The organism is Oceaniovalibus sp. ACAM 378, from assembly GCF_008085915.1.
Classification (GTDB): domain Bacteria; phylum Pseudomonadota; class Alphaproteobacteria; order Rhodobacterales; family Rhodobacteraceae; genus Oceaniglobus.
On the sequence record NZ_VSJK01000007.1, the window covers coordinates 169,676 to 182,952 of the forward strand.

Annotated in this window: 11 protein-coding genes; 6 read left to right on the forward strand and 5 right to left on the reverse strand. The window is 59.5% G+C overall.

Annotation, left to right across the window (positions count from 1 at the left end; genetic code table 11):
* Positions 1-39: 39 nt before the first annotated feature.
* From fdhF to FQ320_RS11230, 5 genes are all read right to left on the reverse strand, one after another.
* Positions 40-2,820: a formate dehydrogenase subunit alpha gene (gene fdhF / locus FQ320_RS11210; RefSeq protein WP_148472224.1), complete on the reverse strand. Its 2,781-nt coding sequence runs from the start codon at positions 2,818-2,820 to the stop codon at positions 40-42.
* Positions 2,817-4,574 carry an NAD(P)H-dependent oxidoreductase subunit E gene (locus tag FQ320_RS11215; protein WP_148472226.1) on the reverse strand — a complete coding sequence of 586 codons (1,758 nt, stop codon included), beginning with the start codon at positions 4,572-4,574 and terminating at the stop codon, positions 2,817-2,819. Before FQ320_RS11215 ends, fdhF begins: the two co-directional genes overlap by 4 nt.
* 263 nt (positions 4,575-4,837) lie before the next feature.
* Positions 4,838-5,425, reverse strand: a complete 588-nt coding sequence (locus tag FQ320_RS11220) for a 5-formyltetrahydrofolate cyclo-ligase (protein WP_148472228.1) — start codon at positions 5,423-5,425, stop codon at positions 4,838-4,840.
* Positions 5,422-6,465, reverse strand: a complete 1,044-nt coding sequence (locus FQ320_RS11225) for a nitronate monooxygenase family protein (RefSeq protein WP_148472230.1) — start codon at positions 6,463-6,465, stop codon at positions 5,422-5,424. Before FQ320_RS11225 ends, FQ320_RS11220 begins: the two co-directional genes overlap by 4 nt.
* Before the next feature lie 141 nt (positions 6,466-6,606).
* Positions 6,607-7,875 (reverse strand): NAD(P)/FAD-dependent oxidoreductase, encoded by a 1,269-nt coding sequence (locus tag FQ320_RS11230; protein WP_148472231.1) that lies wholly within the window; start codon positions 7,873-7,875, stop codon positions 6,607-6,609.
* Between the two features lie 137 nt (positions 7,876-8,012).
* Here FQ320_RS11230 and FQ320_RS11235 point away from each other — a divergent pair, with 137 nt between their 5' ends.
* The 6 genes from FQ320_RS11235 to FQ320_RS11255 all read left to right on the forward strand — a co-directional run bounded on the left by FQ320_RS11235 (position 8,013) and on the right by FQ320_RS11255 (position 13,267).
* Positions 8,013-8,429 carry a RidA family protein gene (locus tag FQ320_RS11235; RefSeq protein WP_148472233.1) on the forward strand — a complete coding sequence of 139 codons (417 nt, stop codon included), beginning with the start codon at positions 8,013-8,015 and terminating at the stop codon, positions 8,427-8,429.
* Entirely contained in the window at positions 8,426-9,100 is a 675-nt protein-coding gene (locus FQ320_RS11240) for a DUF1028 domain-containing protein (RefSeq protein ID WP_148472235.1), read from the forward strand. Before FQ320_RS11235 ends, FQ320_RS11240 begins: the two co-directional genes overlap by 4 nt.
* Before the next feature lie 893 nt (positions 9,101-9,993).
* Complete coding sequence (locus tag FQ320_RS11245) at positions 9,994-11,055, forward strand: hypothetical protein (RefSeq protein WP_148472237.1); 1,062 nt, start codon at positions 9,994-9,996, stop codon at positions 11,053-11,055.
* Positions 11,056-11,190: 135 nt separating this feature from the next.
* Positions 11,191-11,826 (forward strand): sugar transferase, encoded by a 636-nt coding sequence (locus FQ320_RS11250; protein ID WP_148472239.1) that lies wholly within the window; start codon positions 11,191-11,193, stop codon positions 11,824-11,826.
* A gap of 62 nt (positions 11,827-11,888) precedes the next feature.
* Positions 11,889-12,431 carry a hypothetical protein gene (locus FQ320_RS25655; RefSeq protein WP_187393865.1) on the forward strand — a complete coding sequence of 181 codons (543 nt, stop codon included), beginning with the start codon at positions 11,889-11,891 and terminating at the stop codon, positions 12,429-12,431.
* Positions 12,432-12,436: 5 nt separating this feature from the next.
* Positions 12,437-13,267 (forward strand): methyltransferase, TIGR04325 family, encoded by an 831-nt coding sequence (locus FQ320_RS11255; protein ID WP_222861603.1) that lies wholly within the window; start codon positions 12,437-12,439, stop codon positions 13,265-13,267.
* Positions 13,268-13,277: the final 10 nt, after the last annotated feature.

Genomic DNA, 13,277 nt, shown 5'->3' on the forward strand with positions numbered 1-13,277 from the left:
TTGCTCCATGTCGGGATCGTTTTTCGTTCCAGCAGCCGATTATTCGGCGGCCAATGTGCTGTCTGCCACCTTTTCCACCCGGACCGCGGCGAATTTGAACTCGGGGATCTTGCCGTAGGGGTCGATCGCCGGGTTGGTCAGAATGTTGGCCGCAGCTTCGACATAGGCGAAGGGCACGAACACCATGTCTTCGGACACCGCACGGTCCGCCCGGGCCATGATCGTGATCGTGCCACGCCTTGTGGTCAGACGGATCAGGCCGCCCGGTTCCACGCCCATCTTGCGCAGGGTCTTCGGGTGCAAGGATGCGTTGGCTTCGGGCTCGACCGCATCAAGCACCCTTGCCCGGCGCGTCATTGATCCGGTGTGCCAATGTTCCAACTGCCGACCGGTGGTCAGGATCATCGGATATTCGGCATCTGGCACTTCGTCCGGCGCAATCACACTGGCCGGTGTGAATCTGGCGCGGCCATCGGGGCGCGGAAACCCATCGCCGAACACCACGGCCTGACCCGGATCTTCGGGGGACAGCGACGGATAGGTCACCGCCTCGGTCTTGAGCCGGTCCCATGTGATATTGTCGAGCGACCGCATGTTCAGCGCCATCTCGTTGAACACCTGACCCGGATCGGTATAGGTCCAGCCAAGGCCCAGCCGTTTGGCCAGTTCTACCTCGATCCACCAGTCTTCGCGCGCCTCCCCCGGCGGCGGCACGGCCTGACGCACCATCTGAACCTGCCGGTTGGTGTTGCTGACGGTGCCCGACTTTTCATAAAGCGTCGAGGCAGGCAGCAGAACATCGGCATAGTTCGCGGTTTCGGTCAGGAAAATATCCTGCACGATCAGACGTTCCAGCTTGGCAAAAGCCTCACGCGCGTGTTCGACATCGGGGTCGGACATCGCCGGGTTTTCGCCCAGAATATACATCGAACGGGTATTTCCGGCATGGATGTCATCGACGATTTCAGTGACGGTCAGCCCTTTTTCATTGCTGAAATCACCACTGCCCCAGACATCGGTAAACGCCTTGCGCACGCTGTCATCACTCACGTCCTGATAATCGGGCAGGAACATCGGCACCAGCCCGGCATCCGACGCGCCCTGCACGTTGTTCTGCCCGCGCAGCGGATGCAGCCCGGACCCCGGACGCCCCACCTGCCCGGTCATCAGCGCAAGGCTGATCAGACAGCGGGAATTGTCGGTGCCGTGAATGTGCTGGGAAACGCCCATGCCCCAAAAGATCATCGCCGCTTTCGCCCCGGCAAAGGTGCGCGCCACATCGCGCAGAACTTCGGGCGCAATGCCACAAATCCCCGACATCTTTTCGGGGCTGAAATCCTTGAGATGCTGCTTTTCGGCCTCCCAGTTTTCTGTGTAGGCGTCGATATATTGCTGATCGTACAGTTTTTCCTCGACGATCGTGTGCATGATCGCATTCAGCATCGACACATCGGAACCCGGGCGGAACTGCAACATGTGGCTGGCGAACCGCCGCAACCCAACGCCGCGCGGGTCCATCACAATCAACTTGCCGCCGCGTTTGGTGAACTGCTTGAAAAAGGTCGCGGCAACCGGGTGGTTCTCGATCGGGTTTGCGCCGATAATGATCGCCACATCGGCGTTTTCAATCTCGTTGAACGTCGCGGTGACGGCCCCCGATCCGACGTTTTCAATCAGCGCGGCAACCGATGACGCATGGCAGAGCCGCGTACAGTGATCGACGTTGTTGTGGCCAAACCCCTGTCGGATCAGCTTTTGAAACAGATAGGCCTCTTCGTTTGTGCATTTGGCGCTGCCGAAACCGGCAACTGCCTTGCCACCATGGGCCTGCGCAATCTTCGACATTCCGCCAGCGGCGAAATCCAGCGCCTCGTCCCAGGTTGCCTCGCGGAAATGGGTGGACAGATTGCCCGGATCAACGTTCAGCCCTTTGGGCGGTGCGTCGTCGCGGCGGATCATCGGCTTGGTCAACCGATGCGGGTGGTGGATATAGTCGAATCCGAACCGCCCCTTGACGCAAAGCCGCCCCTCGTTCGCCGGGCCGTTCAACCCTTCGACGTATTTGACGCGGCCATCCTTGACCTTGAGACTGACCTGACAGCCCACACCGCAGAACGGGCAGATCGAGGCCGTTTCACTGTCGAAATCGGCGCTGTCTCCCACCTGATGTTCGTCCACGACCGTGCTGGGCATCAAAGCCCCGGTCGGGCAGGCCTGCACGCATTCGCCACAGGCCACACAGGTGGATTCCCCCATCGGGTCGGCAAAATCGAAGGTCGGATAAGTCGAATGCCCCCGCCCGGCCATACCGATCACATCGTTCACTTGAACCTCGCGACAGGCGCGCACGCACAGCCCGCACTGGATACAGGCATCAAGGTTGACGCTCATCGCAATATGGCTGTCGTCGAGCAGCGGAATTCGCCCCTCTTCCAACTTCGGAAAACGGCTTTTCTCGACACCGCTTAGCGCGATCATATCCCACATATGGCTGGATTTATCGTGGCTTATGGCCTGCTCGGGAAAGTCGGCCATCAGCATTTCGATCACCATCTTGCGCGCATTTTCGGCCCGCGCGTTGTTGGTGGTCACAACCATCCCGTCGGAAGGCTCGCGGATGCAGGAGGCCGCGAGAACCCGCTCGCCCTCGATCTCGACCATACAGGCGCGGCAGTTGCCGTCGGGGCGATACCCCGGCGCGGGCTTGTGACACAGATGCGGAATCTTCAGACCGCGCCCGTTGGCCACTTCCCAGATCGTCATGCCCGCTTCGGCTTCGACGTCTTCACCGTTCAGGGTAAACCGGATCATATCGCTCATTTCGCGTGCTCCCCGCCCTCAAGACTTTGCTCGGTGCCATAGCTTTTTGGGTTCCCGGTCGAGTTTACAGTCACCTCATCCGCGAAATGCTTCATCACCAGACGGATCGGATTGGGCGCGGCCTGGCCCAGCCCGCAGATCGATGCATCGACCATTGCGGTGCTCAACTCTTCCAGCAATTCCTGATCCCAGTGATCGGCCTGCATCAGCTTGACCGCCTTTTCGCACCCCACCCGGCAGGGCGTACACTGGCCGCAGCTTTCATCCTCGAAAAACCGCAGCATGTTCAGCGCCGCACCCTTTGCGCTGTCGTTTTCGGACAGAACGACAACGGCGGCTGAGCCGATGAAACTGTCCAAAGGTTGCAGCGTGTCGAAATCGAGAGGTACATCGTCAATCGAAGCTGGCAGCAGGCCCGACGACGGACCACCCGGTTGATAGGCCTTGAACACATGACCGTCTGCCATGCCACCGCAGGCTTCGATGATGTCAAGAATGGTCGATCCGGCAGGCAGGAGTCGAACACCCGGATTGGCGACCCGGCCGGACACCGAGTAACTGCGCAACCCCTTGCGGCCGTTCTTTTCGATGCTGTTCAGGCATTCCGGCCCTTCGCGGCAGACCCGCGCGATCCACCACAGGGTTTCGACGTTGTGCACCAGCGTCGGGCGGCCAAAGACGCCGACCTGTGCCACATAGGGCGGGCGATGACGCGGCAACCCGCGCTTGCCCTCGATGCTTTCGATCATCGCGGATTCTTCGCCGCAGATATAGGCACCCGCGCCACGCCGCAGATCAATATAACCTTTCGCGACAATCCCGGCCTGTTCCAGCACACCAATTTCAATCGCGAGGATTTCCAATACCGCCGGGTATTCGTCGCGCATATAGATAAAGCATGTGTCCGCCTCGACCGCCCAGGCTGCGATCAGCATGCCCTCAAGAAACAGATGTGGCGAGCGTTCAAGATGGAAACGATCCTTGAACGTTCCCGGCTCTCCCTCGTCGCCATTGACCGCAAGATATCGCGGCCCCGCATTGCCCCGCACAAAGCCCCATTTCGTACCCGAGGGGAAACCCGCCCCACCAAGGCCACGCAAACCGGATTCCTTGATGCGGGCCTGCACCTCTTCCCAGTTGCCGTCTTGGCGCAGGTTTTTCAGCGCCTCGTATCCGCCACCGGAGACATAGGCGTCGAAACCTTCATAATTGGGCAGATGCGCATGGGTGTCCTGCGCGGCGATGGCGGCCTGCACCTTTTCGGGTGTCGCATGGTCGATGTGATTGTGGCCCAGTTCCAGCACCGGCGCCGTATCGCAGCGCCCCATGCAGGGCGCACGCAACACACGCACCTCGGCAGGGTCCAGCCCATCCTCAAGCGCCGACTTCAGCGCCTGCGCACCGGCCATCTCGCAAGGCAGGGAATCGCAGACCCGGATCGTCAGCGCGGGCGGAGGTGTTTCGCCCTCTTTGACCACATCGAAATGCGCATAGAAAGTGGCGACCTCGTAAACCTCGGCCATGCTAAGCCGCATCTCTTCGGCCAGAGCACGCAGATGTGCCGCAGAAAGATGGCCGTAACGATCCTGAATAAGGTGGAGATATTCAATCAGCAGATCGCGGCGGCGCGGTGCGTCTTTCAGCAGGTTGCGGACCTCATCCCATGGCTCGTCTTGCAACTGGCGGCCCTTGGGGGTATGACGCCCCTTGCCTTTGCCGGATTTCCAAACGCCTTTTTGTTGATCCAAAGCCATCCGTGCACATCTCCCATGTTATTCCCATTGTTTAACTTAATTTCCTTAGGGTCAACACGTCTTTGGGATGACATTCTGCTGGTCTGACCCGTGCAGCGCAGTGAATGGACAGAGCTCAAAAAGACCTTTGCCGGAGTCCCGCAAGCATTTGACCTTGATGCAGCCATGGCCCGTAATCCACTGCGGAAACCATCCGGCGCGTTGCCAGGTTTGCCCACAATAATGCGAGGCATAAGCGCCCACAGCGAAGATTGCCCCGACAGTCAAACGGCGAACGATTTCTGTTCCGTTACGATCATATCCATCGGAATATCGTGCGGTTGGGGAAAGATTGTCGACAGCTTCGCCGACGCATATCCGACTCCGATCTTGAACGGACAGGGATCAAGTGACGCCAGTGTCCTGTCGAAATAACCACCGCCATACCCAAGCCGGTAACCCTGTTCATCCCACCCCACCAGAGGTGCCAGCGCAATATCCGGTGTCACGACCTCGGCGTTGGCCGGAGGTACGGGAATATTCCAGTCGCCGCGGACCATTTTCGTCTCGGGTGTCCAACGGCGAAACACCAGCGGCGCTGCTTTGGTTTCGACCAGCGGCAGCGCAATCATGACACCGGCGTCGTGCAATCGGGCCATCAGGCCACGCAGATCCGGCTCGCCCTTGATCGGCCAGTACATCGACAGGATCCGCCCCCGCGCGCCATCGAACCGGGTTTGAAGGATGGCCTCCAGATTAACCGCCAGACGGTCCGAGGCAGAGGCATGTTCCGTCACACTGAGCGTTTTTCGCGCCACCCGCAATTCTTCCCGCCGGGCCTTGCGCCAGCCCGGAACCTCTGTTGATTTCATCGGCTCATCCCTTGGTCAGCGGCCCTTGCAGAGCCCGCGTCAAGACAGGCGACCGCATCGCGCACCATCCTTTCAATCCGCACAGCCGCCGGAACGACATCACGGATCAACCCGGCCCCCTGCCCGGCATAGCTGGGCATCGCCTCGAGGTCGCCGGTGGTGGTTCGCAGGGGGGAATCCGTGCTGAAACGGTATCGCTCTGCGCCATCATCCCAGGCAATCGGATCACGCGGCAGGTTGTCGGGATCATGCCCCAGAAGATCGCCGTTGAGTGACTTTGTGATGCTGTTGGCGATCACCCGCACGGCAGCCCCCTTGGGCCAGTTCAACACAAACACATCCGTCAGAACCGTATCGGCACCCGAGGCATCGACAACCCGTTGCTTGTGAAACGGATGGGCAAAGGATTCTTCAGCCGCCAGAAAAGCCGTGCCGCATTGAACGCCCTGCGCACCAAGCGCAAGCGCGGCGGCCAGCCCCTTGCCGGTCGAAACCCCACCAGAGATGACAACTGGCAGCCGGATGTCTTGCATGATCTCTTCGGCCAGGGCGAACGACCCCGTCCGCCCGTGCACGTGCCCCCCCGCCTCGATCCCCTGGGCAATGATGACATTGGCACCTGCGGCTTCGGCCTTGCGCGCTTGCGCAGCCGATCCGACCTGATGCAAGACCAGCGCACCCCGGTCTCTGACCCGCGCAATCACTTCGGGCATTACATCCCAAAAGAACGAAAAGGCTGTGATCCCAAGCGCGAAACACTGTTCTATCTGCGCATCAAGAAGCGCCGGATCCGTGGCGGCGGGGATCAGGTTGACCGCAAAGTCTCTGTCGGTCGCCGCGCGCAACGCCGTAACCTCGGACGCGATCAATTCAGGGCTTTCGCGGACCATCCCCAGTGTCGGATATCCGCCCGCATCAGCGACCGCAGCGGCCAGTTCCCACCGCGCGACGCCGCCCATGCCCGCAAGCAGGATCGGCACCTTGCACCCCAGCACCGAACACAGCGGCGTTTCCAACCTGCCTGACGATCTGTGGGGCATTCCGGTCTCCTGAGTCTTCTGTCAGTCTGGAAAGTGTCTGCCCTTTGCAGAAGAACGTAAAGAGGCCCCCAAAAGATCGGGAAAACCGGGCATCGGCGATGTCGGATACCGCGAAACGGTCAGAGGCTCACAGCCCTGAAATCAGATTGTTGCTGCGGCGTCCGAGGGCGCATAGTCGAGATATGTCTGATGGGTGGCGATATGATCGGCTACAAATTTGGCATCGTGCCAGACCCCCCAGATAAACGACGACCCGCGCCGCGATTGCCATGGAAGCCCGACAAAATAGATGCCTTGCTGATTGGAAATACCTCGATTGTGGATCGGTTTGCCAGACGGATCAAAGACATCAGCCTGCAACCAGCCATAGTCCCGGGCATACCCCGTGGCCCAGATCACCGAGGTCACGCCACAGGCCTTGAGGTCAAGCTCCCGTATCGGCGTGCTCAGGCAATCGGGATCGGGCCATCCCGTGCGGGCCTCGGGCTCCTCTGGCAGATCAAGCCCGTTTTGCAAGACATAGGCATCCGCCTCGTCAAGCACCGACAGATAATTCGCATCCCCCCGGGCGATGTTGTCGATCAGATCGGAGGCAAAGTGCAACTTGCCGTCCACAAAACGCTGGGTACGTCCGACCAGTTGCATTCCACTGGCGGCGAACCGTCGGAAATCGACCGTTCTGCCGCCATTGGCACCGCTGACCGCGATGGTCACATGCTCGGTTCCCGGACCGGGTGTCTGCATGTCCCATTTGCCAAGAACCCCCAGCCACCAGACAAAATCGCGATTGCGATAACTGCGGGGCGGACGATCATGTGGCCCGACGGACAGAAACACCTGCCGCCCGGCGTTCATCAATTCTTCGGCAATCTGCGCACCCGACGATCCCGCCCCCACCACCATGACCGCACCTTCGGGCATCTGATCGGGATTGCGATAGGCGTTCGAGTGAATCTGGACGAGCTCCGCATCGGCAGGGATCAGACCGGGAAAGACCGGTTGCTGGAACGGGCCGGTTGCCGCGACGATATTTTGCGCTTCGATCATGCCGTCAGAGGTTTCCACCCGAAACCCCGACCCGCCCTCGATGCGGCGCGCATGTCGCACGTCGACGCCGCAGCGGATCGGTGCTTTGATCTTTTCCGCATAGGCGACAAAATAATCCGCAACCGCGTCCTTGGCGGGAAAACCATCAGGCCCGCAGTCCGCAAACGTGAGTCCCGGAAAACGGTCGTGCCAAGCAGGACCGTTGGCCACCAGCGTATCCCACCGGGCGGTGCGCCAGCGTTCGGCGATCCGGGCGCGCTCAAGCACCAGATGGGAAATGCCGTTCTGGCCAAGGTGTTCGCTCATCGCCACCCCGGCCTGACCGCCGCCGACGACCAGTGTGTTTACTTTTTCAATCGGCATCGCAGCACTCCTGTTGTTCGCATTTCCGTCAAAGATTATCCGCTCCCCCGACGCCCGAAACTGGCAATGGACAGCAGCATGGCGCTGTTCGTCCTTTCACCTATACTCGGAAATTCCACCATGACCGGAGCATAAACATGGCGCATACCCGCATTCGAAAATTCAACACCTCCGAAACCTATCCCGAACAGAACCTCGACAACGATCTGTGTCAGGCCGTGGTCACCCGGGGTGGCAAAACGGTCTGGCTGCGGGGTCAGTGTCCGCAAAACCTCGATGACTTCACCAATATTGCGAGTCACGATCCGGTGGAGCAGACCCATAAGGTCATGCAGAACATTCGCCAGCTTCTCGAAGAGGCCGGCGGCAGCATGGAGCATCTGGTCAAAGTCGTCGTCTATATCACTGATGTGCGTCACCGCGAGGCCGTGTACCGAACCATGGGTGAGTATATCAAAGGTGTGTATCCGGTTTCGACCGGCCTTGTGGTTCAGGCACTTGCCCGCCCTGAATGGCTGGTTGAAATCGACGGCACCGCGGTAATTCCGGAATGACCTTTTCGCTCGTGGCCCGCTGCGCCGAAACCGGGATGTTCGGGGTGGCGATCGCGTCTTCCTCGCCTGCGGTCGCCGCGCGCTGTTCCTTTGTCCGTGCAGGTGTCGGGGCTGTGGCATCGCAGAACGTAACGGACCCGACGCTTGGCCCGCTGACGCTCGATCTGATGGGCGGTGGCGCCAGCGCACCCATGGCCATCGCCGAAGTTCAAAAGCGCGGCAAGTTCATCGAATACCGGCAAGTACTGGCCGTCGACGCAAAGGGGCACACTGCGATTCATTCGGGGCCAAACTCGTTGGGTATCTGGACACAGGCACAGGCGGAAAATGTCGCCTCAGGCGGTAACCTGTTGGCAAATGACAGCGTGCCTCAGGCAATCGCCGATGGATTTCTGACCGCGAAGGGCCATATCGGCGACCGGTTGATTGCCGCGATGCGCGCCGGATTGGCCGCCGGAGGCGAGGCCGGGCCGATCCATTCTGCGGGTATGAAAATCGTCGACAAGGTCAGTTGGCCAGTGGCCGATCTGCGTTGCGACTGGACCGAAGACTGCCCGATCGAAAACATTGCAACCGCTTGGCTCGTTTATAAACCGCAGCTCGACGCCTATATCCAGCGCGCGCTCGACCCACGCGAAGCGCCTTCATACGGCGTGCCCGGCGACGATTGACGACATAACACCTCGGCCAACGGAATTTGGAATGTCCCATCACCTGTTTGTCGGGAATGGGGCGACTCCTGCCGTCTGCGCGTCGCCATTGCACGGGGACGGACAAAGGCACTGGTGCCGATGGCTAGGATCCGCATCCGCCATGCGCCCGGAATGAATGAATCCCGACGCGAATCAATTAAAGAGAATTGCACTGGCAGAAGCCGCAAACAGCCAAGTTGATTTCCAAATGTTTCCACCCGAAGCGTTTCGACGGTTAAGAAATACGAAACACACGTTAAGGTTGATTAACTTTCTAGCCCTTCTATCACAGGATGTGTTCTTGAATATTTTTGGATAAAAAACCTCGTTTAGTCGGGGCCAGATCCTCGTTCGACATCCAAGATCGTCCTGGAGCAGGTAATACTGAGATGCCGTTAACATACTGATAACGATTAATAAAATGATATTGCTTGGATGCGAGACCGCAGTGCGTTAACCTATGTTAATTACCGAACGGCACAAATGCGTCTAATCTATAACCCGATGCATCTACAGAAGTGTCCGACGCTTCAAGTCGCGGACATGCCACTGGCTTTTCGTTGCCTTTATAGGGACGCAGAGGCTGATTTATCGCACATCAGAACCTTGGGTTCTATGTGCACCCATTTCATCGACCCGAAAGCAATTTTAACCACAGGGAATCCGGAACGCGAACAGAGGGGGCCTGAGGACAGAAGAAACCGAACCAAGAGTTATAAACTATTATCTAAAAATCCCTTATCTGACTGTAACAACAGTCGAATACACACCATACTATTAATATTTGATTAATCCGCATCAACCAAGTCCGCTTGCTGATTCTACAACTCAATTCAGCGCACATTTCGTGCGCCCTTTTGGAGTGCGAGTCATTGAATTTCGTAGATACCAATTTTATCAATGCTGTTTCCCACCGAGATCACGACCCAAAATCGACAAACGTATCGCTATTCTTTGCCCAGGTCTGGTTTCGGCCCGGTGAGATTGCACTGATCGGGGACAAACGCCGCGCCACTTACCCCCAACCTGGGGTGCAGGGTGTGGCGCGTCGTAGCGCACTGTGCGACGGGCTTCTGCGGCTCGACACCGTGCCGCCCACGGCCGGATCCTCTGATCTTTGGGGACGTTTCCTGCTGACAATCGCCGGGATCGAGCGGGAGTTGAACCGCAGGATCAGTCTTGTCACCACTTATCATGCGGCCAAATTGCGCGCGCTGGTCCGGCATCTGACTGACCGCGACGAAACGAGTCTGTCCGAGCCGCACGCACGGGCGGGGCGGGCGCTGTCCCAGCGGCAGGTGACACGCCGCCTGAATGAGATCCGCGCCCCACAGGGCCGCAACATCGGGTTCGCCGAAGCCGCGCAAGGGAATGAGGCGCTGCTGATTTCCCGGGATCAGGACCGGGATGAAGGGCGCAAACCGGATCGTGCCGATACCGCGGCCGCAGTCAGGTCAATGCGAAATAGATCACCACACCCCAGACCACGACGCAGAACGCAATTGCGGCAATGCGGATACGGCGGCCTGTCAGACCGCGCCGCGCAACAGTGTTGCGAAAACCCCGATGCGTTGTGTTGCCTGCGTTCATACCAGCGTCCTGTCGCAAATTTTCCGTTTTTAAAGTATTGCCAATTTCCTGCATCGCGGTCGCGTCTTTCCCATTTCTGTTCCGGCATACTGACGCCCGGGCCGATCGGTCAATTCCGGCGATTACGGAATAGCGGCGGACGATGCATGGATACCACAGCCGGTAACCCGGCTGGTGCGATCAGGTTAACCACCGATACCCGTCGGAACATGCACAAACCGCGCAAATCTCCGATGGGGAGCCCGCACCCAAGGCAGCGTGAATTACTTAACGTCAACGCGTGCACCACAATCACGGCAAAGCGCACCTTTAGTCAAACCAATTGGAGAAAAACACCATTGTGAGGCGGAATTCAGCCGTCACATAAAAGATATTTTAGCGGGGGATCTGTTATGGATCACAAAGTTGTTGGAAATACGTCATTTAAAATTGCTGATCGGGGTGGTGGTGTCCGTTTTCGGACGGCGGATGAAGCACCGATGCACCAAGCGTTGCGTTGGGTCGATTCGGACGTCACCAAACGTGTTGTCGACATCATCGGTGCATCCTGCATTCTGCTGTTCGTCATGCCCGTGTTCTTGCTGATCGTCGCAGTGATCGCGCTGGCCGGTGACGGGCCGATATTTTTCGCCCATCAGCGCGTTGGCCGGAATGGCGTGGCGTTTCGCTGTCTCAAGTTCCGCACGATGCGAACCGATGCCGACTATGTGCTGGCCCGGCATCTTGCGGAGTGTCCCGCCGCGCGACGGGAATGGGCGCAAACCCGGAAACTGCGAAATGATCCGCGGGTTCTGGCGATCGGACGTCTATTGCGCCGGTCAAGTCTCGACGAGCTGCCGCAACTGATCAACGTGCTGCGCGGCGAGATGAGCCTGGTCGGCCCGCGCCCCATAGTAGACGATGAGGCCCCGAATTACGGCGTCGACTTCGCCTATTACCTTGTGCTGCGCCCCGGCATCACCGGGTTGTGGCAGATCAGCGGCCGCAACGACACGACCTATGCCGAGCGGGTGGCGTTCGATGTGCGCTATGTCCGCGAGCGATCGCTGATTGGCGATGTCGGCATCTTGTTGCGCACCATCGTCGTTGTCGTGAACGGGCGCGGCGTCCATTGACCCGACTCCGCGTCTGAACGTGACGGCGTGCACCCGAGCACGCAAAGAGAAGGGCAACGGACATGCGGACCCCAGAGACCGGCGGCACGACACGGCCCGCCGGCAAGAGGCACAACCCCGGGCGCAAGGCCACAGACGCCTTTCGCGTTGTCGGACGCCTGGTGCCACAGCTTGCGCAGCTCGCGGTATTTATCGTGGCTGCGCGCCTGTTGGGGCCTGTTGAATTCGGCATCTTCGCGCTTGCGTCTGCCTGTGCGATTGTCCTGCTGCGGGCGACCGATGCTGGTTGGGCACCTCTCATCATACCGCAACCGGGCGTTGAAACCGGGCCGCTTCAGGTTCTGTTGATCGCAATCCTCAGTGGAACGGCCTGCGGTCTGTCGGGTGGATTTGGGGCACTGGCCGTGGGCAGTCTTGGGCGCGGCCAGCCGGAAATCATATGGGCCGCAGGAATTGGCCTTGCGGCAGCTGTGGCCTATGGCGCCGCCATCGCGGTACTCGACCCGGGAATATACCGACGGATGTGGCCTGCGATCGGCGCGACCGTCCGCGTTGGGTTCAGGTCAGTGGTGCGCAAGCCCACGCCAGAAGTCTGCCCGCAATGATCGTCATGGCATCTCCCGCGCCACAGTTGCGCCCCGGTTGGCGCAAGGCGGCAAATCGCGCCCTGCGCCTTGCTGTGGCCCTGCCCCGTGCAGGGGCCGCGCGCCTGTTGGCCGCGACGGAGCATTCGGCACGGTTCTCAGGGGCGTATAACAGCAGCGCCGCGCTAACCCCCGCCCTCGCCCGGTTCAAAACACGCGGCTATGACGACGAAAGCGTTGTTGACGTTTCCTTTGATGAGATGTGCCGCCGGGAAACCTGGGATTATCCGATCCTGTTCTGGCTGGGGCGGTATTTGCCCGATCTGCCGTTCGTGCTGGATGCGGGCGGCCATCTTGGAACCAAATACATTGCATTCTCGGACCTGATCAATCTGAGCGGAGCACATTGGACGGTGCATGATCTGCCGGGCATCGTCCGCGCCGCCCGCGCGCGCCAGAACCGGGGCGAACTGCCCGCAGCCATCACGTTCGAAGATCGGCTGGACCAGACTCCCGCGACAGACATCCTGCTGGTTTCGGGGTTTCTGCCATATCTCGACATTCCGTTTTCCGAATTCGTCGCCGCTCTGCGGCGGCGTCCAAAGGTGATCCTCCTCAACAAGGTGGCGGTGCGGGACGGTGCGGAAATTTTCACCATCGAGCGGATCGGCAGCGCGCGTGTGCCCTATCGGATCCGCAACCGTTCCCAGTGGGAGAGCCGGATCAGCGCAATGGGATACGAGATGCTGGACAGTTGGAACATCAGCGAAATCGGCCACGTTATCCCCACGCATCCCTGGTTGGGTCGAAGCAAAAGCCGGGGTTATGCCCTGCTGCGGCGGGATGAGATTGAGTAGAAGAGGATGG